Genomic DNA, 23,587 nt, shown 5'->3' with positions numbered 1-23,587 from the left:
GGTCCCATGACTGCAAGAGTACTCGTAGTAGATGATCTCGAGCCGAACGTGAAGCTTCTCGAAGCGAAGCTGCGCGCGGAATATTTCGAGGTCTATACAGCCTTTTCGGGCGCCGAGGCGATCGAGATCGCGCACAAGGAACAGCCGGATATCATCCTGCTCGACGTCATGATGCCCGTCATGGACGGGTTTGAGGCCTGTCGCAGGCTCAAGGCGGATCATGAAACCTGTCATATTCCGGTCGTCATGGTGACGGCACTCGATCAGCAGGCTGACCGTGTCGCCGGGCTCGAGGCCGGTGCCGACGATTTTCTGACCAAGCCGGTCGAGGATGTCGCGCTGTTCGCGCGGGTCCGGTCCCTGACACGCCTGAAGATGATGACTGACGAGCTGCGCCTGTCCCATGCGACAGGAGCCGAACTAGGCATCCTGACCAATGCCAAGCTGGCCGAATTCGACACTCTCGACAGCCGGGTGATGATCATCGACGATACCGGCGATGTCGACGAAAGCCTCGTCGCGCCGTTGCCGGACAATTGCCGCCGGGAAATCTATTCCGACGTCAAGGAAGCGCTGAATGTCCTGCGCACGGAGAAAGTCGATCTCGTCATCGTCAATCTCAATCTCGAGGGTTATGATTCGCTGCGCTTCTGCTCAGCTGTCCGCACACTGAACGAGACCCGCCTGACGCCGCTACTGGCCCTCGTTCGGCAGGGCGATACGCGCAAGCTGGTCAGGGCGCTCGATCTCGGCGTGAATGATTACATCACGCGGCCGGTCGATTCCGGCGAGATCACTGCGCGGATCCGCACCCAGTTGCGCCGCAAGCACTATATCGACCAGCTGCGCGAGTCCTTCCAGGTTGGCCTCGAACTGGCGGTGACCGACCAGCTGACCGGCCTGTATAATCGCCGCTATCTCGCCAATCACATGAGCACGATGTTCGATGTCGGCAGCCAGGCGAAGATGCCGGTCTCCGTCCTGATCATCGACGTCGATCATTTCAAGCCGATCAACGACACGTATGGCCATGATGTCGGCGATGTCGTGCTGCAGGGCCTCGCCAAGCGGCTGACGGGCTCGATCCGGGGCATGGACATTGCCTGCCGCTATGGCGGCGAGGAATTCGTGCTGCTAATGCCGAAGACCGACGCGTCCACGGTTTCCGTTGTCGCCGAACGCATCCGCGAGGAAATCGAGGCCGACCCATTCGATCTCGGCGGCGACCGCCAGCAGTCCATCCCGATCACCGTCAGCATCGGTGCGGCGACATCCCATGAAGGAGACACGCCGCAGGCGATCCTGAAGCGCGCCGACGAGGCGCTCTACCGGGCCAAGGAACAGGGCCGCAACCGGGTCGTCTATGACACGGCAGCCTGATTTGACTTAGGGAAGCGTCCAAGAAAAAAGCCGCCCGGAAGAGGCGGCTTTTTCAATTCAGAGACCATGAGTCAACGGCCGGGCAGATCTTACTTGATCTTGCCTTCCTTGAAGTCGACGTGTTTTCTCGCAATCGGGTCGTATTTCTTTTTGACCATTTTCTCGGTCATGTTGCGGGTGTTTTTCTTCGTGACGTAGAAATACCCGGTATCAGCCGTGCTGTTCAGCCGGATCTTGATGGTTGTCGGTTTGGCCATCGTAAAACTCCTTGAAACGCGTTAGCGCGAAGCGCGGAAAATACCGGCCTTCGACCCAAAGTCAAGGCATTTCCGGCGAGAAACGGCGTCCTGCTAGCGCAACGGTTCCTCGGCTCTCAGGCTGGCCTCGACATCGTCATCGTGATGATCGGAAAAGCCATGCATGCGGTTGGCCCACTGGACGCCGATCAGGGCGCCTTTGGTCACGGGCAGGAGCCACCAGATCGCGAGGCCGAGCAGGGTCAGGGACACCAGGAGTTGCAGGCCGATGGGCGGATGGAAGTGGCGTTTCCATTCCAGCATCAAGGGGATGATCAAATGGCCGGCGATCAGCATGGTGAAATAGGGCGGTCCGTCATCGGCTTCGTGGCCGGACAGGACGAGCCCGCATTCATCGCACTGGTCCTTGACCTTGGTATAGCTCTTGAAAATGTGGCCCTTGCCGCATTGCGGACAGCGCTTTTTCATGCCGCGCCACATGGCACTGCGCACGCTGCGCCGGCCATCATCATGGCCACCGTAGATAAGAGGGGAATTATTACTCATCGGGCGAACATGAGCCCCGCTGCGCCCATGCGCAAGGCCGGGGCGTCAATCTGTCATTCCGAGAAACTATAGGTAGCGCAGACATTGTTTTCCGGCGCGTCCGGGCCCGGCGGGGTGTCGCCGGTGAGGAGGGCGATGGTGACGGAAACGGTGCTGTCCTTCAGGCCGCGATCAGAGCCGACACCGACCCATTCCGGCGCCTCGCCGCACAGGGGCTGGGCTTCCTCGTTTGTCGTCATGCCGATGACTTCGCGTATCTCGATAGTGGCTGCCTCGGGGACAAAGAGCAGGCTCGCCCAGCTGCTGCCGGTCTCGTTATAGGCCTGTGTCGCCGGTGCCATTTCGATCAGGCGTGTGGTTACCGTCTGGCCCTTGCCGAAATTGATCAGGTCGGAATCGAAATGGATGTCGCCGGTAATACCCATGGCCGTGGTGGAGATAGCAGCATAGCTGCCCTGGGTCAGGGCACCCGCCGACTGGAGCGAGCGGACGGGCGTGGATGATGCAGGGCCCGTGGCGCCCTCTTCCGGTGAAGCGGGAGCAGGCGCATCTTCCCCCTCCGGTGCCATGGTGCCGGACTCGTCCTCGACGGACACAGTCTCGCTATCCTCTTCCCCGACAATCACGACATCGGGCTCGTCATCGCCCCCGAAACAGGCCGACAGGCACAGGAGCGCCGCAAGCAGCAGGACAGGCAGTTTCTTCATCGCATTAACCTCGTTTCCTGATGCCATTAGAGCCCCGAACAGCCCTTGCTGTCCATGGTTCACATGCAGCAGCGGCGGACGGCTGATGATCTATTTCAATGATGGATAGCATCTCTATATGCCCGGGTCGGGCGCATGATTCTCTAGCGCTTGTGCGGTGGCTTGCCGCGCTTTTTCCCCGGTGCTTTCTGGCCCTTGCGCGAGGCCGGTGCTTCGTCGGCACGGGCTTTCTGGCTCGGACCGCGCGCGCCGGGCGCGGTACCGGGCTTGCGTCGCGAGCGCTTGCGCGATGATGGACCGCCGCTGCCCGGCTTGCCTGACTCGCTGCGCGCGTCCTTGCGGCCGGTGTTACGTCCGCCGCCCTTGCGGGAAGATTTCGGCGGCTTTTCGCCCTGTATCGGGTCGGAGATCATCTTGAACAACAGCCCGCCCTGCAGCGGTGTGACCTCTATCAGTTGCACGGTCACGCCCTGGCCGAGCCGATAAAGGCCGCCGGTCGATTCCCCGACAAGGATGTTCAAATCCGGCTCATGGCGGAAATATTCACTGTCGAGGGTGCGCATCGGGATGAAGCCATCGGCACCCGTCTCATCGAGCGTGACGAAGATGCCGGCGCGGGTGACGCCATTGATGTGGGCGCGGAATTCAGCCCCGACCCGGTCGGCGAGCCAGGCGGCCATGAACCGGTCGGTCGCTTCGCGCTCGGCCGCCATTGACTGGCGCTCGAGCACGGAGATGTCCTCTGCGATCGCATCCAGTTCCTTCGCCTCGCGGTCGGTCTGCGCGCCCTTGCCGAGATTGAGCGAGGCCACGAGCGCGCGGTGGACTGTCAGGTCGGCATAGCGCCGGATTGGCGAGGTGAAGTGGGCATAGCGCTGCAGGTTCAGCCCGAAATGGCCGATATTCTCGGTGGCATAGATCGCCTGCGCCTGGGAGCGCAACACGACCTGGCTGATCATCCGCGCCTCGTCGCGCGCGGCGGAATCGTGCAGGATTTTGTTGAGGGCGGACGGCTTCAGGTTCTGACCCTTCGGCAGGGTATAATCCATGCTTTCAAGGAATGTCCGTACACCCTCGAGCTTTTCCGGGTCAGGCTGGTCGTGGATGCGATAGATGACCGGCAGCTTGGTCTCTTCCAGTGCCTCGGCGGCGGAGACGTTCGCCTGGATCATGAATTCCTCGATCAGACGGTGGGCGTCAAAGCGCTCGCGCAGCTTGACGCCCTCGACATGACCCTTTTCGTCGAAAATGATCTTGCGTTCGGGCAGGTCAAGATCGAGCGGCGCGCGCTTGTCGCGGGCGGTCTTTACGGCGGCGTAGGCAGCCCAGAGCGGTTTCAGCACGCTCTCATAGACCGGCCTTGCGTGCTCACTGATCGCGCCGTCGATCGCGTCCTGCGCCTCGTTATAGGAAAGCCCGGCATGGGAGCGGATCATGGCGCGATAGAAGCGGTGGCCGATCTTGCGGCCATCGGCAGCGAAACGCATATCGGCGCACAGCGCGGGGCGGTCGAGGCCTTCCTTGAGTGAGCACAGATCGTTGGACAGTTTCTCCGGCAGCATCGGCACGACATAGTCGGGCAGATAGGTGGAGTTGCCGCGCTTGCGTGCCTCGCGGTCGAGTTCCGAGCCGGGCGTGACGAACCAGGAAACGTCGGCGATGGCGACGATGACGCGCCAGCCATCCTTGTTTTTCGGATCATCATCCGGTTCGGCGAAGCAGGCATCGTCATGGTCGCGGGCATCGGCCGGGTCGATGGTGATGAAGGCCAGATGGCGCAGGTCTTCGCGTCCGCCCTCGAGGTCCGGGAGCGACATCTCGTTGGCTTCCTTGTTGACCTCGGGCGGGAAGTCGACGCGGATTTCGTGATTGGCGATGGCGATGAGGGAATAGGATGACTGGTCCTCGATCTGGCCGACGACCTCGCGCACGCGCGCCTTGTTCGGGCCATAACCCCGCGAGCGCTTCTGCTCGGCCCAGACGAGATCACCGTCGGCGGCGCCGCCTTCATCGCCGCGCTCGACGATCAAATCGCGGCGGATGCGCCGGTTGACCGGCTGGATCACGCCGCCGGCCTTGCGTGGCCGGAATACGCCAAGCACACGCTCTGCCGCCTCGCCGATCTGCTTGATTGGCCTGGCGATATAGCTGCCATCGTTCTGGCGCGCGAGGCGGCCGAGGAAACGGTCGCCGACGCCCAGCGCTGGCCGCGTCTTGCCGGCAGAGCCCGACGGCAGGATGATGGGGGGAGGAGCGTAGTCCTCTTTCCACTCCGGCGGGAAGCATTGCAAATCGCCTTCATCATCCGCGGTATGAATATCGAGCACGGCGACGGGCGGCAGGTCGGCCTTGACGCTGGTGCGCTTGCCGGCGAGATCGATCAGTCCGTCGCCGGACATTTCCTTCAGAGTCTGGCGCAGCCAGGCACGGTCGTCGCCCTTGATGTTGAAGGCGCGCGCGATCTCGCGCCGGGTCACCTTGCCGGCAGTGTTCTGAGCTTCTTCGATGAAGTCGCGGATCTGCTTCTTCGAGGGTAATCGAGCCACTGGGTTCTTTCCAGGCGCGGCATCGGCGCCTCATCGGGTTACGTAGATTTTTTGGCAGCTTTCTTCGTAGCCTTCTTGGTGGACTTTTTTGCCGCCTTCTTTGTTGTGGTCTTCTTCGTCGTTTTCGTCGCGGCCTTCTTGGTCGCCTTTTTCTTCGTGCCGCCCTTGGCTTCGCGCTCGGCGATCAGCGCGACCGCTTCTTCCAGGGTGATCTTCTGCGGGTCCATGCCCTTGGGGATGGTCGCGTTGATCTTCTGGTGTTTCACATAAGGGCCATAACGCCCTTCGAACACGTTGACCGGGTCTTCGGTTTCCGGATGGGCGCCGAGTTCGCGTATGGGCTTTGCCGCCGTCTGGCCACGCCCGCGCGGATTGGCGAGCTTCTCCGCGATCACGGTGACGGCGCGGTTGAGACCGATCTCGAACACCTCGTCAGCCGTGGGCAGGTTCGCATAGGTCTTGCCATGCTTGATATAGGGGCCATAGCGGCCGATCGCGGCCTCGATCATTTCGCCGTCTTCCGGGTGCGGACCGACTTCGCGCGGCAGGGACAGCAGCATCATCGCCTTGTCGAAATCGATCTCGGCGACTTCCCAGCCCTTGGGGATGGAGGCGCGCTTGGGCTTTTCCTTCAGTTCCTTGTTCTCCTCGCCGAGCTGCACATATGGACCGAACCGGCCGGTGCGCAGGGAGACTTCGAGCGAGGTGTTCGGATCGACGCCTAGTACCTTGCCCTCGGCAAGTTCCGGATCGTCCGCCTCGGACTTCGCCAACTGGCGGGTGTAATTGCAGTCCGGATAGTTGGAGCAGCCGATGAACGCGCCAAAGCGGCCGATTTTCAGCGACAGCTCGCCCTCATTGCAAGTCGGGCACAGGCGCGCCGGCTTGCCATCCTCGCGCGGCGGGAAGATGTGCGGGCCGAGCGCCTCGTTCAGCGCGTCGAGCACATGGGTGATGCGCAGTTCGGAGAGGCTCTGGACCGTGGCGTTGAATTCCCGCCAGAAATCGCGCAGGAACTGTTTCCAGTCGGCCTTGCCATCGGAGATTTCGTCGAGGGTTTCTTCAAGGTTGGCGGTGAAGTCATACTGGACATAACGCGCGAAGAAATTCTCCAGAAAGGCCGTGACGATACGGCCCTTGTCGTCCGGGATGAACCGGTTCTTGTCCATCGTCACATAGGTGCGGTCCTGCAGGACGGAGATGATGGACGCATAAGTCGACGGGCGGCCAATGCCCAGCTCCTCCAGCCGCTTGACGAGGGAGGCCTCGGTGAAGCGGGGCGGCGGCTGGGTGAAATGCTGCTCGGTATTCGGGTCCAGCACATCGGCATCGGCACCGGCCGTGACCTTCGGCAGGCGGCTTTCGCCATCTTCCTCGGATTCGCTGTCGTCTCGTGTTTCGGTGTAGAGCTTGAGGAAGCCGTCGAACACGATGACGGAGCCGGTGGCGCGCAGGCCGGTCTTGTCGTCGGAGGACGCGATCTCGATCGTCGTCTGCTCGAGGCGGGCCGCTTCCATCTGCGAGGCGATGGCACGTTTCCAGATCAGGTCATAGAGGCGGTATTCGTCCGTACCGAGGTTTTTCAGCCCGCGCGGATGGCGGGTGAAGCTGGTCGGGCGGATACATTCGTGCGCTTCCTGGGCGTTCTTCGCCTTGGATTTGTACATGCGCGGGCTGTCGGGCAGGTATTCGGCGCCGAACGTGCCCTTCACCGCAGCGCGGGCGTCCTGCACGGCTTCCGGGGCCATGTCGATGCCGTCGGTCCGCATATAGGTGATCAGGCCGACCGTTTCGCCGCCGATCGAGATGCCCTCATAGAGGCGCTGTGCCGTGCGCATGGTACGCGAGGCGTTAAAGCCGAGCTTTCTGGAGGCTTCTTGCTGCAGCGTCGAGGTCGTGAAAGGGGCATAGGGATTGCGGCGCACCGGTTTCGACTGGACATCGGCGATGCGGAACCTGCTGCCCTCAACCGCCGCCTTGGCACGGGCGGCGTCACCGGCATTGCCGAGGGAGAACTTGGTCAGCTTCTCGCCATCGAGCGTCACGAGCCGGGCGGTGAAGGGTGCGGAGCCGCCGGAGGTGACCTGCGCATCCAGCGACCAGTATTCCTCGGCGACGAACTTCTCGATCTCCATCTCGCGCTCGCAGATCAGCCGCAGGGCGACGGACTGGACGCGGCCAGCGGAGCGAGAGCCAGGCAGCTTGCGCCACAGCACAGGCGAGAGGGTAAAGCCGACGAGATAGTCGAGGGCGCGGCGGGCGAGATAGGCATCGACCAGCGCCTGGTCGACATCGCGCGGATTGGCCATCGCCTCGGTAACCGCCTTCTTGGTGATGGCATTGAACGCGACACGGCGTACCGGCATGCCGTTCAGCGCCTTGCGGGCATGCAGCACTTCCATCAGGTGCCAGGAAATCGCTTCCCCTTCGCGGTCGGGGTCGGTTGCGAGGATCAGGCCGTCGGCTTTCTTGACGGCATCGACGATCTCGCTGACGCGCTTTTTCGATTTCGCGTCCATGTCCCAGATCATCGCAAAATCCTGCTCCGGATCGACAGAGCCGTCTCTGGAGGGCAGGTCGCGAATATGACCGTAGGATGCGAGGACCTTGTAGTCATTACCGAGATACTTATTGATGGTTTTAGCCTTGGACGGCGACTCGACAATGACGACTTGCATTCGATCTTGTTTCCCTGTCCGCCCTTCCTGCAATGCCCGGCAGGCGTGTGGCGGCGCGATAAATAAGTGTATAGGCAGCGGTTCGCGAAAGTGGTCGGGCGCGGGCGTCCTGTCAACACGCAATCTGACAGGCGCAACTTATAGTGAATAACATTTGATAGAATCGCGCCAAGCGGGCATACAGATTTTTCGCACGCATTTATCCAGGCAGAGAGCACGTCAATGAGCCAATCGGGCAATGACAATGGCAAGGGCAAAGGCCCTCTCGACAACCATTACGTCGAGGCTGCATCTGATGAAGAGATTCTCGGCTACATGCATGACCTGTCACGGGAGATGGAGAATATGTGTGAATTGAGGGGCTATGACGACTTGAAGCCGGTCTTCCAGCAGGCGCGGCTCTTCATCTCCAGCTCCATCAAGCGCAGTGGCAACCTGGACCCCGATAAGCCGTGACTTGCATCCAGCGCAGACCACAACTGCCTGGTTGGTTTGCCAGCGCTCTCCGGACTTGATGGACCAAGAGGCGGGAAGGTACCACGCAGGGGCTCAGGCTGAGGCGCGGTGCCAAGGCTGAGGCGTGATGCGAGCGAAAAAATCGCTACGCCCCGTCGCATGACAGGCTGAACCGTCCGCCGGTGTGCTCCTCTGCTTCGCCGGACAGGACGAGATCCAGGAGGGCGTCGGCGATGATGGCGGGCGGGCCTGACGCCTCGCGCAGGAGGATGTCACGGTGCACCGGCGTATAGCTGAGAAGGCCGATGATTTCGCGGCGGGCGCTGGCAAGGGCGCCGGCATCCATTTCCACAGCGTCGACGTCGTCGAACAGGTCGCCGGCGGGCTCGCGCAGGGAGTTCGTCGCCTCGTTCAAGCTGTCGATCACATCCTGCGCATTCTCGATCAGCATGGCGCCATCCCGGATCAGCCGGTTGGTGCCCTGGCAGCGCGGATCGAGCGGCGAGCCGGGGACCGAGAACACGTCGCGTCCCTGTTCTGCGGCATAGCGGGCGGTGATCAGCGTGCCTGATTTCACCGCCGCCTCGACCACGATCACGCCAAGGGAAAGACCGGAAATGATACGGTTGCGGCGCGGAAAGTCCTTGCCCGTCGGCTTGAACCCGATGGGCCGCTCCGACACGACCGCGCCGCGCCGCGCAATCTCCTCGGTCAGGTCGCGATGCTCCGGTGGGTAGAGGACGTCGATGCCGCCGGCCACCGCGGCGATGGTGCCGGAGGAAAGAGCGGCAGCATGGGCGGCGCCGTCAATACCTCTGGCAAGACCCGAGACGACGACGAGGCCCGCCATGCCGAGATCGCGCGCCAGGTCGCCGGCCATCCGCCGTCCGACGGCGGAGGCATTCCGCGCCCCGACAATGGCAATGGCGTTTCTCTGGAACAAGGCGGGATCGCCTGCCACACAAAGGACGGGCGGGGCATCGCTGATCGCCTTCAGGGCGCGGGGATAGCCAGGTTCACAGGACGCGATCAGGGACACACCCAGCCGCTCGGCGGCCTCCAGTTCAGCTTCGGCCTGCTCGACCGGGCAAAGCTTCAGGCTTTTGCGGTCATTGGCAAGGTCGGGGATGCGGTCGAGGGCTTCGCTGGCGGACCCGAACCGCCTGATCAACTGGTGGAAGGTGACGGGGCCGATCTGCTCCGACCGTATCAGCCGCAGCCAGTCACGCCTTTCCCGCTCGGACAGCGCCTGCAAACCCATGCGTTGTGTTCCCCTTTGTCCACAACCTCGCATGCGTTCCTGTTCTGTTCAAGACGATTTTGCCCGGCCCTATTCTTTCTTGCCGCCGATCTTCGGCTCCGTGCCGGCGATCAGGCGCTCGATATTGGCGCGGTGGCGGATGAAGATCAGAATGGTCATGAACAGCACGGCGAGCGCCGTTACCGTTTCGCCGAAGCCGACATAGATCACCAGCGGCGACAGCGCGGCGGCGACGAGTGCCGACAGCGATGAGAGGCGGCTGATCAAAGCGGTGAGCAGCCAGATTGCGCAGGCGACCAGGCCGGCGATAAAGTTGAGCGCCAGCAGCGTGCCGAGAAACGTGGCGACGCCCTTGCCGCCCTTGAATTTCAGCCAGGCGGGGAAGCAATGGCCGAGGAATGCGGCGGCACCGGCAACCGCCATCGGTGCCTCAGTCCAGCCCGTAATCAGCCCGATGAGAACCACGGCGATCGCGCCCTTACCGGAATCGAGGAGGAGGGTTGCCAGCGCCAGATCCTTGCGGCCGGTGCGCAGAACATTGGTCGCGCCGATATTGCCTGAGCCAATCGCGCGGATATCGCCGAGCCCTGCCAGTTTCGTCAGCACAAGCCCGAACGGGATCGAGCCGAGCAGGTAACCGAGGACGAGGGCGAGGAAGAGCATCATGATTTGGCCTTTACCACGCCGGTCGCAACCAGGCTCTCCGCCGCGGCGAGGGTGGCTTCCTCCGCGCCGCGCGGCGACCAGTTGAGAACACGGCGTATCTGCATGTTGTTGATCTTGCGTTCGATGCCCAGGTCCGGCAGCAGCGCTTTCAGGTCCGGGCGGAACAGCGCGAACAGGCGCACGGCGAAGTCGGGCAACACGGCGGTCGGGACCTTGATGCCGTGGGCTGCCATCGGCTCGCGGATGATGTCGGAGATGTCCTTGAACCAGAGCTCATCGACGGCACAGCAGAAGCGCTTGCCGGCCGCTTCGGGCTCGGTCATCGCCGCGATATGGGCGGCGGCGACATCGCGTACATCGACGACCGGGAAGGACAGACGCGGCAGGGCCGGCATCTGGCCGCTCATCATCTGCACCAGCGGCTCCATCGAGGTCGATGTGTCCGGCGTGGTTACCGGGCCGAGCACGAGGCCGGGATTAATGACCGCCAGCTCCATGCCGCGGTTGCGCGGTGTGCTAATGAAATCCCACGCCGCCTTTTCAGCCAGCGTCTTGGATTTCGCATAGGCGCTGATGCCATCGCCCGACAGGTTCGACCAGTCATGCTCGTCGAAGGGGCGCTCACGGCCATTATGGCCATACATGATCGCCGCCAGCGATGACGTCAGGACGGTCCGCTTCACCCCGGCGCGGGCAGCCGCCTGCAGCGCGCGCAGGGCGCCGTCGACGGCCGGGCGGATGACCTCGGACTCGTCCTGCGGTTCTGCCAGCGGGAAGGGGGAGGCGACGTGCAGCAGATAGGTGCAGCCTGCCATTGCCTCGTCCCAGCCATCATCCCCGGTCAGGTCGACATAGGCGAAAGACACTCTATCGCCGCCCCCGGGCACCGCCCCGTCGATGGCATCGCGCACTTCCTGTTCGCGCTTCGGGCTGCGCAGCGTGCCGCGCACGTCATAGCCTGCTTCCAGCAGCTGGATGATGCAGTGCTGGGCGATGAAGCCGGACGCGCCGGTTACAATCACGGTTTCGGTCATCATGGTCATTCCTGTTCAGTCAAGAGTGCGTCGAGAACGGCCATGCGGGTCGTCACGCCATGGGCGACCTGGTCGAGAATCAACGAGCGGGCCCGGTCATCGGCAAGTGCGCCGGAAATCTCGATCCCCCGGTTCATCGGCCCCGGATGCAGGACTTTTGCGTGTTGTCCGGCAAGCCCGAGCGTCTCATGGGTCAGGCCGAAGCTGGCATGGTACTCCTCATTGGTCATGCCATAACCGCCTTCCATGCGCTCCATCTGCATACGGAGGGCCATGACGAAGTCGCAGCCGGCAAGGCCCTGGTCCAGCGAGGTATAGCGCTCGACATGGCCGTACTGGGTGGCGGCAGGATGCAGTTGCTCCGGCCCGACGAAGCGGACATCCGCGCCGAGACGCGGCAGCAGCTCGGCATTGGAGCCGGCAACGCGCGAGTGGCGAATATCGCCGCAGATCGCGACGGTTATGCCTTTCAGGCCTTCATCCGGTGTGCGGCCGAGGCTTTCCAGCATGGTCGCCGCATCGAGAAGGGCCTGTGTCGGGTGGCTGCGCGTGCCTTCGCCGGCATTGATGACCGCGCAGGGGATGCCGGCCTTGCCGAGCGCGGACGAGACGAACTCGGCGGTATCATGTTCCTTGTTGCGCACGACCATCGCATCGGCGCCCATGGCGGCGAGGGTCTGGGTCGTATCCTGCAGTTCCTCGCCCTTGTGCACCGAGGAGGCGGCGACCGGCACGACGATGACATCGGCGCCCAGCTTCTTGCCCGCCAGTTCGAACGAGCAATTGGTGCGGGTCGAGTTCTCGAAGAACAGATTGACCTGGGTGCGGCCCTTGAGGCGCAGCGGGATATCGAGATCATCGCGCATCAGCGCCCGGTAATACTGGGCGAGCTGCAGGAGGAAAATCAGGTCGTCATCCGACAGGGCGTTGATGCCGGTCAGATGCATCCGGGACAGGCCGCCGGCGGGCGGTGTCGGGCGTTCGGGATAAAGGCTCATCAAACCCGGGATATAGGCGTGATCGCGGGGCGCTGGCAAGCGCGATCCTGCGCCCGCCAGCACCGGCGTTCGCGTCAGTCGATCTCTGTCGTGTCCTGCTGCTCGTCGCCATCGATGATGGTGACGGTGCCACGCGGACGGCCTTCGAAAAGGCGCCGGCGATTGGCGGTTTCGATCTTGTTCTCGAACTCCTTGAGCAGGCGGGTGACGGTCTGCGGCACGTCGATATTGATGTCCTCCTGACCACTCAGGGCATCGACGACGTAATAGCTCGATCCGCCTTCGACGCCGCCGGCGAGGTCGGCAATATCATACTCGTAGACACCCTTGCGCAGCGGCCGGTCATTTTCGAGGATCTCCGAGACATCGGCGGTGGCGTAGCGGGCGATGTGGGCTTTCACATCCGTCTCGAAGTCGGGGAAATACCACGGCGCGGCCTCATAATAGATCTGCGAGACGTCGATCGTGTTGGTCCGCTCGCTGACCCCGCGCAGGGAGTTGACGAACTCCGTCGCGTTGAAGCGCAAATTGGCCGACAGGTTGGAAGAGCTATAGGCTTCCCGGCGAATGCTGGGGCCGCCGATATTGCCGCGGAAAAAGCCATAGATGACCAGCGGGTCGTCCCAATGGGGATAGACGATGCGCTCGCGGATATCGCGCAGCGACAGCGGCACGCCCTGGATGGTGACGAGGTCGGCGTCATCCAGCAGAACGCCCGGATCGCCGAAGAGCAGGCGGTGGGGCTGCTTGACCGGATAGTTGACCGCGATGGTCTCGATCATCAACGCGTTGTGCAGGTTGAGCCAATAGGCGAGCTGCTCGTTGCGGCTCAGCGTGGCGATGTCGATCTCGTTGCCGATATCTTCCAGCGCGATGCGGTATTCGACGATCAGCGCCTTGTACTCATCGGTGAACAGCGAAAAGACGACGCGATTGCCTTCCAGCCGGTAAGGCGAGTCATGGCCCGGCGTCAGGTTCGAGCCGGTTTTCGGGGGCGGTGACCCGGCGCGGGTGCGCAGGGACTGGCCGAAGGAAAAGACCATGCCGGACAGAAGCTCGTCCCAGACCTCATAGTCGAGCCGCGTATTGACCGACGGCGCCGGCGCGAATTGCGTCAGCGCCGGTTCGCGCTCGGCGCGGGTTGCGGTTTCGGTGGTCGCGCAGGCGGCGACCGCCAGCATTGAGACGATGGCGAAGAGACGAGTGATCATGATGTCCCACACAGACTGATACAATTTGCATCAACCTAGCAGTCCGGGCAGATTCTGCCAGCCGATTTGTTGCCGCGCCTTTATCCGGCCCTCATCCGGTCGAGTGCGCCCTGCAGGATATAGGTCGCAGCCATCTCGTCGATCGTCGCGGCGCGCCGGGCGCGGCTGGTATCCAGCGCGATCATCTCGCGTTCCGCCGCCGCAGTTGACAGCCGCTCGTCCCAGAACGCGACCGGCAGGTCGCACAGCCGGGCCAGATTGCGGGCGAAGGCGCGGGTCGCCTGGGCGCGGGGGCCTTCGGTGCCGTCCATATTGATCGGCAGACCGAGCACGATGCCGGTGACGCGGCGCTCTGTGGCCAGCGCCAGCATCGCCTCTGCGTCCTGGGTGAACTTCTTGCGGCGAATCGTGGTGACAGGCGTCGCCAGGCTTCTTTCCGGGTTTGACACGGCGATGCCGATTGTCTTTGTTCCGAGATCGAGCCCGAAGACGGGCCCTGACGGCGGAAAGGCTGCGAGCTGGTCGATGAAATTTCCTGACATGAGCGTCCTATCGGGCAAAACACCGGGCGCGGCAACCCTGGCGGTGGCGGCGGGCGGGCTCGCCCTGTTCGTGCTGGCCCTCGTCCTGATCCTGCGCCCGGCACCGCAGGGGAGCCAGAGCTATCAGGTGCAACTCTATCCGTTCCTGACCGAGGCGGGGGTGGAAATCGGCTATCGCCCGGTCGAGCCGGTGGAGAGCCTGACCATCGGTCTGTCGCCGGACTATCTGGCGGCACTCTCGGTCACCATGAATGGCGAGATCGTGCGCATGGCGGGCGAGGGCGATGGCATCGGCTTTGACGGCAGCGAGCCATTCGATCTGGTCAGCATCGTTATCGACCGCTCTCTGGAGACACCGGCCAAGGCCTATCCGCTGGTGCAGTATGGCACTGGGGCGGCGGTCATCGACATCACGCCGTTCCAGCCGGTCGCGGTCAATGGCCAGCGCGTTTCCGGCCAGTCTCCGGGCCCGCGCTTCCAGTGGGTCGGCCAGCCGCTGCTCTGGGAGGGCGAGAACATCGTCATGCTCTATGAGGAGGCGATGCCGCAGGCGGTGCAGGGGATGATCGGCAATTCCATCGCCGTGCTGAACGATTACTACAAGGGCGTGCTGGGGGGCGATCTCCCGGCCCGGCCGGAGCTGTACATGCTTTATGCCGCCGGCCAGCCGGGGCAGATCGCCATCGAGGGCGACAGCGTGCGCGGCCAGGTGCTGATCCGCTTTATCGGCGGTGGCCTCAATGAGGTCGGGCAGGAGGCCCGGCGCCGCGTGCTGGAGAACATCGCCCATGAGATGGCCCATCTGTGGCAGCTGGAACGCGACGGCGTCGGTGCCGCGCCGGACTGGCTGCATGAGGGCGGCGCGCAGGCGATCGGGCTGGAGAGCCTGTTCATCACCGAGCAATATGCCGACGCCGATTACGCCGCGATGCTGGGCCGGACCCAGCGGACTTGCGCCAATGCGCTGGCTGGCGGCCCGCTCGACAGGGCAGCGGCACGGGGCGAGCATGAGGCAAGCTATGCCTGCGGCGTGATGGCGTGGACGGCCCTGTCGGCCCAGCGCGAGGGGGCGACGGTGGTTGCCACATGGAAGGCGTTTGCCGATTTTGCCGCCGGTCGCCGGGACGGCCAGTCCGCCGAGGCGTTCTACGATTTCGCCGCCGAATGGTCGGGCAGCGAGCCGTTCACCCGGTCGCTGCGCCAGTTCGTGCGGGCCGACTGGTCCGGCGCCAATGGCCGGATGATCGTCGACGGGCTGTTCGAGGGCTCGCTCTAGGGTCGGCAAGCCCAGCAACGCCCTTGCCCTTGAACGCCCTTGCCCTTGCGGGGCGGGCTTGCTAACCGGTGACGATATTCTTTCACGACAAGCATTCAGGGAAACCCCATGTCCATCGACAAGGAAACCGTCCGCAAGGTCGCCAAGCTGGCCCGCATCGCCGAGCCGGAAGAGCGCCTCGAACCGCTCGCCAGGGAACTCTCCGGCATTCTCGACTGGATCGAGATGTTGCAGGAAGTCGATGTCGAGGGCGTAGAGGCGATGGCCTCGACGGTCGAGGCGCAGCTGCCGATGCGTGAGGACGTGCTGACCCATGACTATACCGGCGGGGGCAAGCCGGAGGATATTGTCGCCAATGCGCCGAAGACGGAAGATCACTTCTTCGTCGTGCCCAAAGTTGTCGAATAGGCAGATAGACAGATGACTGATTACACCGAACTCTCCCTTGCCGACCTGCGCGACGGGCTGAAGAAAAAAGACTTCACCTCCGCCGAGGTAACCGACGCCTATATCGCCCGGATCGAGGGCGCGGCGGCGCTGAATGCCTTCATCACGCCGACGCCGGACATTGCCCGCGACAAGGCCGCTGAGTCTGACGCCAAACTCGCGAAAGGCGAGGGCGGGGCGCTGGAAGGCGTGCCGCTGGGCATCAAGGATTTGTTCTGCACCCGCGACACGCTGACGACGGCGGCGAGCCACATCCTCGATGGCTTCCACCCGAAATATGAATCGACCGTGACGACCAATTTGTTCGGCGACGGCGCGGTGATGCTGGGCAAGCTGAACCTCGACGAATTCGCCATGGGATCGTCCAACGAGACGTCCTATTATGGTGACGTTGTAAACCCGTGGCGCCGGACCGGGGATAACGCGACCCGTATCGAGGCCGGCAAGGTCGTCGGCGGGCTGACACCGGGCGGCTCGTCCGGCGGGTCTTCGTCTGCCGTTGCCGCGCGGCTGTGTGCTGCCGCGACCGCGACCGACACTGGCGGCTCGATCCGTCAGCCTGCGGCGTTTACCGGCACGGTCGGCCTGAAGCCGACCTATGGCCGCGTGTCGCGCTGGGGCATTGTCGCCTTTGCCTCGTCGCTGGACCAGGCCGGGCCGATCACCCGCACGGTGCGCGACAGCGCCATCATGCTGAAGTCGATGGCCGGGCATGACCCGAAGGATTCCACCTGCATCGACCGTCCGGTGCCGGACTATGAGGCGGTGCTGGGCCAGGGCGTGAAGGGCCTGAAGATCGGCGTGCCGAAGGAATATCGCATTGACGGCATGCCGGAAGAGATCGAGAAGCTCTGGCAGCAGGGCATCGACTGGATGAAGGATGCCGGCGCCGAGATCGTCGATATCTCCCTGCCGCTGACGAAATATGCGCTGCCGGTCTATTACATCGTCGCGCCGGCGGAAGCGTCGTCGAACCTTGCCCGTTATGACGGCGTCAAATACGGCCTGCGCGTCGCCGATGACAAGGACAACATCACTGCGCTGTATGAAAAGACCCGCGCCGCCGGCTTCGGCGACGAGGTCAAGCGCCGCATCCTGATCGGCACCTATGTGCTGTCGGCAGGCTATTACGATGCCTATTACATCCGTGCACAGAAGGTGCGCAAGAAGATCTTCGACGAGTTCCAGGAGGCGTACAAGCAGGTTGACCTGATCCTGACCCCATCGACGCCGTCTTCTGCGTTCGGCCTCGGCGAGAAGAAGAATGCCGACCCGGTCGAAATGTATCTCAACGACATCTTCACCGTCACCGCGAACCTCGCCGGCCTGCCGGGCATTTCCGTGCCTGCCGGTCTCGACGGCCAGGGCCTGCCGCTGGGCCTGCAGCTGATCGGCCGGCCTTTTGATGAGGAAACGCTCTTGCGCGGCGCCGATGCGCTGGAGCAGTCGGCCGGGTTTACGGCCAAGCCGGACGAGTGGTGGGTGTAGGCCCTCACCCGAAATCAGCAGGCTGATTTTGACCTCTCCCAGAGGGAGAGGTGAGGACCAATCTCGAATTTTGTGCAATGCCCAACCTCTCCCTCGGGAGAGGTCGGAAAATGCGTCAGCATTTTACGCGTGAGGGGCATGCCAAAACCGCCGCATGGCTGTGCCATCGGCGTTGTGCAAGGAGGGGGCCCGTGCATGGCGGCCATCGCCTCTGAAATAATAAAATGACTGGCATAGCTCTCGCCATGCACGGCGGCGTTCGATGCGGGGCCAAAGTGCATAGCTCTCCCGCCCGGGGGCTACCCCGGGACGCCGTTCCGCCGGACGATGCAAAGCTGTACACACCCTCCAATGCCGGCAGAAACCTGATACGCCGGTGCTCCGTGCAGGTCACACTTCGCCAGCGGCGCCTTGGCCCGGTCCTCACCGGGCTTGGGGAGAGTTATACTTGACAAATGGGGGGCGGGGATAAGTTTTGGTCGCTCAAAAACTCGCAACCCGTCATCCCGGCCAAGCGCAGCGCGAGCCGGGACCCATCTCTGGCGCGATGGCGTGAGAGAAAGGCTGTTCTTTAAGCACCCATTATATCAGAGCTGGGTCCCGGGTTGATGCTGGCGCATCCCCCGGGATGACGGGAAAATAGCATGGAGCGCGTGTTTCACCGGTCGGATTTCGTCAAGGATGGCCCGCAGGGCCACCGGCGGAGCCGGGCTGCGCTCCTTGACTAAATCAGCCCGGTAAAACCATGGGCAGCCGTGCTTTTCCTGAAACGAAAACAGGCTATGCTGTTTTCGTTTCAGGAAAAGGCAGGCTCAGTAAAGAGAGGGAGAGCATGTGGCAGGTAGGGTGCATGGAGCGCGAGCGCAATGCACCGTTCCCGGACTATCCTTTCTCATGGTGCATTGCGCTTCGCTCCATGCACCCTACGAAAAAAAGCCCGGCGATTTCCCGCCGGGCTTTGTATTGTTCCTCTGTAAGCAGAGCTTACTTTCCGAACAGGCCTTCGACGGCGGCGCGTTCCTCGCGCAGCTCTTGCTCCGTTGCGTCCAGCCGCAAGCGGGAGAAGTCGTTGATGTCGAGGCCCTGGACGATCTCGTATTTGCCGTCCTTGCAGGTGACCGGATAGCCATAGATGACGCCCGGCTCGATGCCATAGGAGCCGTCTGACGGGATGCCCATGGAGACCCATTCGTCGCCCTCGGTGCCGAGCGCCCAGGAGCGCATGTGGTCGATGGCGGCGGAGGCGGCGGAAGCGGCAGAGGACGCGCCGCGGGCCTTGATGATGGCCGCGCCGCGTTGCTGGACTTCCGGGATATAGGTGTTCTCGTACCAGTCCTGGTCAACCTGGGTCAGGGCCGGCTTGCCGTTGACGGTGGCGTGGTGCAGGTCGGGATACTGGGTCGAGGAGTGGTTGCCCCAGATGGTGATGCCCTTGACGTCGGTCGAATGGGCGCCCGTCTTCTCGGCGAGCTGGCTCATGGCGCGGTTATGGTCGAGGCGGACCATGGCGGTGAAGCATTTCGGGTCGAGATCAGGCGCGTTCTGCTGGGCGATCAGCGCGTTGGTGTTGGCCGGGTTGCCGACGACCAGAACCTTGACGTCGCGCGAGGCGTGATCGTTGATCGCCTTGCCCTGTGGGCCGAAAATGCCGCCATTGGCTTCCAGCAGGTCCTTGCGCTCCATGCCCTGCTTGCGCGGCATGGCGCCGACGAGGAGGGCGAAGTCGGCGTCCTTGAAGGCGACATTCGGGTCGTCGGTCGCGACCGTGCCGGCGAGCAGCGGGAAGGCGCAGTCGTTCAGCTCCATGATCACGCCTTCAAGCGCCGGCAGGGCCGGGGTGATTTCGAGCATCTGCAGGATGACCGGCTGGTCCTTGCCGAGCATGTCGCCCGAAGCGATGCGGAACAGGAGCGCATAACCGATCTGGCCGGCTGCGCCGGTAACGGCGACGCGGACTGGTGCTTTCATGATGATTTCCTCTTATTGCGTTGCGGTAGAATTCCGTGGCCATGGCATAGTCCCAATGCCGGTCGCGATCAAGAAGGGCGCAGCAGGGGCGCTGCAGGGGTGGGGGCAATTGCCGGGGCGGCCCGCCATGCCTATCTTGGACGGGAGAGCAGGAGAGACAATATGGCCGAGACGACCCAGACGCCGGGGCAGAACGCCGCCGATCCCAATGCCAGGGCAGCGCAAACCTTCCCGATGCTGACCGACGACCAGGTCGACCGCATCCGCCCCTATGGTGCCGCCGAGACGCTGGCGAAGGGCACGGTGCTCTTTTCCCGTGGCGACCGGACGGTGGATTTCTTCGTCGTACTGTCGGGCCATGTCGAGGTGTTCGACGATCAGGGCCGCGGCGAGGTAAACGTGTTCGCCCGCCACAGCCGCCATCATTTCAGCGGCGAGCTCGACCTGTTCAACGACCGCAAGATCCTCGTCTCCGGCCGGATGGGCGAGGATGGCGAGGTGCTGCGTCTGACCCGGGACCAGTTCCGCGAGATGATGACGGCGCTGCCGGACCTCGCCGAGATCATCATGCGCGCCTTCATCCTTCGCCATGTCGCGCTGATGGAACATGAGAAGGGGGCTGTGATCGTCATCGGCAACAGGGGCTCCAGCCGGATGCTGCAGATCGAGCGCTTCCTGCGGCGCAATGGCTATCCGGTCAAGGTGCTGACGCTGGAGGAGAACGAAGTCGAGGCCGAGCCGGTGATGCAGGGGCTGAACCTGTCGCCGCAATGCCTGCCGGTGGTGATCGGTCACGGCGATGCGACGATCCGCAATCCGGGCCTGCTGGAGCTGGGGCATTTCCTCGGCATCAGCCATGAATTCACCGACGGCGAGATCTATGACACGGCGGTGATCGGCGGCGGGCCGTCGGGGCTGGCGGCGGCGGTCTATGCGGCCTCGGAAGGGCTGTCCACGCTGATCGTCGAGGATCTGGCCCCTGGCGGGCAGGCGGGGACCTCGTCGAAGATCGAGAACTATCTCGGCTTCCCGACCGGCATTTCCGGCCAGGCGCTGGCGGGCCGGGCGTTCATCCAGGCGCAGAAATTCGGCGCGGTCATGGCCGTGCCCTATTGCGTCAAGGCGCTGCATTGTGATGACCATCCGTATACGCTGGAGATGGAAAGCGGCGAGCGGGTGCAGGCGCGCACCGTGGTGATCGCGTCGGGCGCCAGCTATCGCTCGATGGAGGTCGACAATCTGTCGGATTATGACGGCCAGAACGTGCATTATGCGGCGACGGCGCTGGAGGCGCGGCTGTGTACGGACGGTGAGGTCGTGGTCATCGGCGGCGGCAATTCGGCCGGGCAGGCGGCGGTCTATCTCGCCCAGCATTCGAAACATGTGCACATGCTGGTGCGCCGGGCTGATGTGGCCGACACGATGTCGGATTATCTGGTCGGGCGGATCAAGGCGTCGTCCGGCATCACGCTCTATGAGAATACCGAGCTTTGCCATATCGAGGGCGATGAGGCGCTGCGCAAGGCGCAGTGGAAACACCGCAAGACCGGCGAGGTCACGACCCGCGATATCGGCCACATCTTCCTGATGATCGGGGCGGTGCCGAACACCAAATGGGTGGAGGGCTGTCTCGCCCTTGACGAGAAGGGCTTCATCATCACCGGGCGCGATGCGGGTATCGCTTGGGAGAAGATCAAGGGCGGCGAGGCGTGCCAGCGCCAGCCCTATACGTTCGAATCCTCTCGCCCCGGCATCTTCGCCGTCGGCGATGTGCGCGCGCAATCGGTCAAGCGGGTGGCGTCTGCGGTGGGAGAAGGCTCGGTCTGCGTGTCGGATATTCACAAGGTGCTGGCCGAGCTGCGCACGAAGGATGCCGCGGCTGAGCCGGAGAAGGTGACGGTATGAGTGAAGGCGACTCCGAAGCCAAATCGGAAGACCGCCAATCGGTAGACTGGGACGCGCGGTTCCGCGCTGATGACGCGCCATGGGAGCGGGGCGAATTGCATCCGGCGTTCACCCTGTGGCTTGATGCCGGGCTGATCGCTGCGGGCAAGTCCGTCTATGTGCCGGGCTGCGGGCGCTCCCTCGAACCGCTGGCCTTTGCCAGTCTCGGGCTGACGGTGAGCGCGGTTGATTATGCGTCGAGCGCCATCGTCTGGCAGTGGCAACAGTTCAAGGCGGCGGGGCTGACCGGGACGCTCGTCACCGGCGACGCGCTGGCCTTCCGCCCCGACAGGCCGGTCGATCTCTATTATGAGCAGACTTTCCTGTGCGCGATCCACCCGAGCAAGCGGGAGGAGTACGAGGCAGCGGCGTATGCGCAGATCGCCCCCGGCGGCCATCTGCTCGCCCTGTTCATGCAGAAACAAGAGCGCGGCGGCCCGCCCTATGGCTGCGACATGGCCGATATGCGGGCGCTGTTCTCAGGCGAGCGGTGGGCGTGGCCGGATGCCGAGCCGCAGGCGTTTCCGCATCCCAGTCTCGGCGGCAAGGCGGAACTGGCCGTGGCGTTGCGGCGGAAGCCATAAACCGTTCTTTCGGCACTTTATTCCCGCGCAGAAAGCGAATAGGACAGGGGTTCGAAATCCTGCCAACAACCAGATATTGAAGACGACCATGAGCGAGACCATCACAGCCCCCCGTAAAGTTCTGCAAGGCGCAACCGGCGACTGGGAAGTCGTTGTCGGGCTGGAGGTCCATGCCCAGGTGTCGTCCAATGCCAAGCTGTTCTCCGGCGCGTCGGCCGAGTATGGCGCCGGGCCGAACGAGAATGTCTCGCTCGTCGATGCGGCGATGCCGGGCATGCTGCCGGTCATCAACCGCTATTGCGTCGAGCAGGCGATCAAGACCGGGCTGGGGCTGAACGCCAAGATCAACACCTGGTCGCGCTTCGACCGGAAGAACTATTTCTACCCGGACCTGCCGCAGGGCTATCAGATATCCCAGTACAAGGACCCGATCGTCGGCGAGGGCGAGATCGAGGTCGAGCTCGATGATGGCGAGGTGATCACGGTCGGTATCGAGCGGCTGCATCTGGAACAGGATGCCGGCAAGTCGATCCACGACCTTGCGCCGAAAGAATCTTATGTCGACCTCAACCGTTCCGGCGTCGCGCTGATGGAGATCGTCTCCAAGCCGCATATGCGCTCGGCCGAGGAGGGCTCGGCCTACTTTTCCAAGCTGCGCACCATCGTGCGCTATCTCGGCACCTGCGACGGCAATATGGAGCAGGGCTCGATGCGGGCGGACGTGAACGTCTCGGTGTGTCGTGCCGGCGGTTATGACAAGTTCCTCGAGACCGGCGATTTCAAACATCTCGGTACACGGACGGAAACCAAGAACGTCAACTCGATCCGCTATGTGCGCCAGGTCATCGACTATGAAGCGCGCCGCCAGATCGAGGTGCTGGAGGCCGGCGGCAGGATCGACCAGGAGACGCGCCTGTTCAATGTCGCGACCGGCGAGACGCGGATCATGCGCACCAAGGAAGACGCGCATGACTATCGCTACTTCCCCGATCCGGACCTGTTACCGCTGGAATTTTCACAAGACTGGGTCGAGGAGATCCGCGCGACGCTGCCGGAACTGCCGGACGAGAAGAAGCGCCGCTTCGTCGAGGAATACGGCCTGCCGCTTTACGACTCGACCATCCTCGCCATGGACCGGGAGAAGGCCGACTTCTTCGAGGCGGTCGCCAAGGGCCGTGACGGCAAGATGGCGGCGAACTGGGTGATGGGCGATTTCTTCGGTGCCCTGAACAAGATGGACCGCGACATTTCCGACTCGCCGGTCAGCGCCGACCAGCTTGGCGGGCTGCTCGACCTGATCGCCGACAAGACCATCTCCGGCAAGATCGCCAAGCAGGTTTTCGAGATCATGCTGGAAGAGGGCGGCGACCCGGCCGAGATCGTCGAGGCCCGCGGCCTGAAACAGGTCACCGATACGGGCGCGATCGAGAAGGTCGTCGATGACATCATCGCCGCCAATCCGGACCAGGTCGCGCAGTTGAAGGAAAAGCCCAAGACGATGGGCTGGTTCGTCGGCCAGGTGATGAAGGCGACCGGCGGCAAGGCCAATCCGCAGGCGGTCAACGATATCCTGAAAGCCAAGCTGGGCGTCGAATAGC

20 protein-coding genes are annotated in these 23,587 nt (G+C 63.3%); 8 read left to right on the top strand and 12 right to left on the bottom strand.

Going from position 1 to position 23,587, the window contains the following annotated elements:
* Positions 1-6: 6 nt before the first annotated feature.
* Positions 7-1,380 (top strand): PleD family two-component system response regulator, encoded by a 1,374-nt coding sequence (locus IEV88_RS06480; RefSeq protein ID WP_188160420.1) that lies wholly within the window; start codon positions 7-9, stop codon positions 1,378-1,380.
* An 89-nt stretch (positions 1,381-1,469) separates the two neighbouring features.
* On the opposite strand, the gene rpmG is transcribed toward IEV88_RS06480, so the two are convergent.
* The 5 genes from rpmG to topA form a co-directional block, all read right to left on the bottom strand.
* A complete protein-coding gene (gene rpmG, locus IEV88_RS06475) occupies positions 1,470-1,637 on the bottom strand; it encodes a 50S ribosomal protein L33 (protein WP_188160419.1) in 168 nt (55 codons plus the stop codon).
* A gap of 93 nt (positions 1,638-1,730) precedes the next feature.
* The gene (locus IEV88_RS06470; protein ID WP_188160418.1) at positions 1,731-2,183 is read right to left on the bottom strand and encodes a DUF983 domain-containing protein; all 453 of its coding nucleotides are present in this window, start codon (positions 2,181-2,183) and stop codon (positions 1,731-1,733) included.
* Between the two features lie 53 nt (positions 2,184-2,236).
* Positions 2,237-2,890, bottom strand: a complete 654-nt coding sequence (locus tag IEV88_RS06465; RefSeq protein WP_188160417.1) for a hypothetical protein — start codon at positions 2,888-2,890, stop codon at positions 2,237-2,239.
* A gap of 143 nt (positions 2,891-3,033) precedes the next feature.
* A complete protein-coding gene (rnr, locus tag IEV88_RS06460) occupies positions 3,034-5,436 on the bottom strand; it encodes a ribonuclease R (protein ID WP_188160416.1) in 2,403 nt (800 codons plus the stop codon).
* 38 nt (positions 5,437-5,474) lie between these two features.
* Positions 5,475-8,114 carry a type I DNA topoisomerase gene (gene topA, locus IEV88_RS06455; RefSeq protein WP_188160415.1) on the bottom strand — a complete coding sequence of 880 codons (2,640 nt, stop codon included), beginning with the start codon at positions 8,112-8,114 and terminating at the stop codon, positions 5,475-5,477.
* Between the two features lie 222 nt (positions 8,115-8,336).
* On the opposite strand from topA, the gene IEV88_RS06450 reads away from it, so the two are divergent.
* Entirely contained in the window at positions 8,337-8,570 is a 234-nt protein-coding gene (locus tag IEV88_RS06450) for a hypothetical protein (protein ID WP_188160414.1), read from the top strand.
* 145 nt (positions 8,571-8,715) lie between these two features.
* Here IEV88_RS06450 and dprA read toward each other — a convergent pair whose 3' ends face one another.
* The 6 genes from dprA to ruvX all read right to left on the bottom strand — a co-directional run bounded on the left by dprA (position 8,716) and on the right by ruvX (position 14,282).
* Positions 8,716-9,831 carry a DNA-processing protein DprA gene (gene dprA, locus IEV88_RS06445; protein WP_188160413.1) on the bottom strand — a complete coding sequence of 372 codons (1,116 nt, stop codon included), beginning with the start codon at positions 9,829-9,831 and terminating at the stop codon, positions 8,716-8,718.
* Positions 9,832-9,900: 69 nt separating this feature from the next.
* Complete coding sequence (plsY, locus tag IEV88_RS06440) at positions 9,901-10,497, bottom strand: glycerol-3-phosphate 1-O-acyltransferase PlsY (RefSeq protein WP_229731424.1); 597 nt, start codon at positions 10,495-10,497, stop codon at positions 9,901-9,903.
* The gene (locus IEV88_RS06435) at positions 10,494-11,534 is read right to left on the bottom strand and encodes an SDR family oxidoreductase (RefSeq protein ID WP_188160412.1); all 1,041 of its coding nucleotides are present in this window, start codon (positions 11,532-11,534) and stop codon (positions 10,494-10,496) included. The genes plsY and IEV88_RS06435 overlap by 4 nt, the downstream gene beginning before the upstream one ends.
* A gap of 2 nt (positions 11,535-11,536) precedes the next feature.
* Positions 11,537-12,568 (bottom strand): aspartate carbamoyltransferase catalytic subunit, encoded by a 1,032-nt coding sequence (locus IEV88_RS06430; protein ID WP_206711370.1) that lies wholly within the window; start codon positions 12,566-12,568, stop codon positions 11,537-11,539.
* 35 nt (positions 12,569-12,603) lie between these two features.
* Complete coding sequence (locus tag IEV88_RS06425) at positions 12,604-13,740, bottom strand: DUF547 domain-containing protein (protein ID WP_188160411.1); 1,137 nt, start codon at positions 13,738-13,740, stop codon at positions 12,604-12,606.
* A gap of 80 nt (positions 13,741-13,820) precedes the next feature.
* Complete coding sequence (gene ruvX / locus IEV88_RS06420) at positions 13,821-14,282, bottom strand: Holliday junction resolvase RuvX (protein ID WP_188160410.1); 462 nt, start codon at positions 14,280-14,282, stop codon at positions 13,821-13,823.
* Here ruvX and IEV88_RS06415 point away from each other — a divergent pair.
* From IEV88_RS06415 to gatA, 3 genes are all read left to right on the top strand, one after another.
* Positions 14,281-15,558, top strand: a complete 1,278-nt coding sequence (locus IEV88_RS06415; RefSeq protein ID WP_188160409.1) for a hypothetical protein — start codon at positions 14,281-14,283, stop codon at positions 15,556-15,558. The two genes, ruvX and IEV88_RS06415, sit on opposite strands and share 2 nt — an antisense overlap.
* A 108-nt stretch (positions 15,559-15,666) precedes the next feature.
* Positions 15,667-15,966, top strand: coding sequence for an Asp-tRNA(Asn)/Glu-tRNA(Gln) amidotransferase subunit GatC (gene gatC / locus IEV88_RS06410; RefSeq protein WP_188160408.1), 300 nt, complete (start codon positions 15,667-15,669; stop codon positions 15,964-15,966).
* 12 nt (positions 15,967-15,978) lie between these two features.
* On the top strand, positions 15,979-17,493 hold the full coding sequence (gene gatA, locus IEV88_RS06405) for an Asp-tRNA(Asn)/Glu-tRNA(Gln) amidotransferase subunit GatA (RefSeq protein WP_188160407.1): 1,515 nt from the start codon (positions 15,979-15,981) through the stop codon (positions 17,491-17,493).
* A gap of 984 nt (positions 17,494-18,477) precedes the next feature.
* Here gatA and IEV88_RS06400 read toward each other — a convergent pair.
* Positions 18,478-19,461: a malate dehydrogenase gene (locus IEV88_RS06400; protein WP_194420205.1), complete on the bottom strand. Its 984-nt coding sequence runs from the start codon at positions 19,459-19,461 to the stop codon at positions 18,478-18,480.
* A gap of 162 nt (positions 19,462-19,623) precedes the next feature.
* Here IEV88_RS06400 and IEV88_RS06395 point away from each other — a divergent pair, with 162 nt between their 5' ends.
* The 3 genes from IEV88_RS06395 (at position 19,624) to gatB (ending at position 23,586) form a co-directional block, all read left to right on the top strand.
* Positions 19,624-21,366, top strand: a complete 1,743-nt coding sequence (locus IEV88_RS06395) for an FAD-dependent oxidoreductase (protein WP_188160406.1) — start codon at positions 19,624-19,626, stop codon at positions 21,364-21,366.
* Entirely contained in the window at positions 21,363-21,989 is a 627-nt protein-coding gene (locus IEV88_RS06390) for a class I SAM-dependent methyltransferase (RefSeq protein WP_188160405.1), read from the top strand. Before IEV88_RS06395 ends, IEV88_RS06390 begins: the two co-directional genes overlap by 4 nt.
* Before the next feature lie 88 nt (positions 21,990-22,077).
* A complete protein-coding gene (gatB, locus tag IEV88_RS06385; RefSeq protein WP_188160404.1) occupies positions 22,078-23,586 on the top strand; it encodes an Asp-tRNA(Asn)/Glu-tRNA(Gln) amidotransferase subunit GatB in 1,509 nt (502 codons plus the stop codon).
* The last annotated feature ends 1 nt before the right edge of the window (position 23,587 follow it).

The sequence above is a fragment of the Aquisalinus flavus genome, assembly GCF_014640095.1.
Classification (GTDB): domain Bacteria; phylum Pseudomonadota; class Alphaproteobacteria; order Caulobacterales; family Parvularculaceae; genus Aquisalinus; species Aquisalinus flavus.
This window is presented reverse-complemented; position numbering and strand designations above follow the sequence as displayed.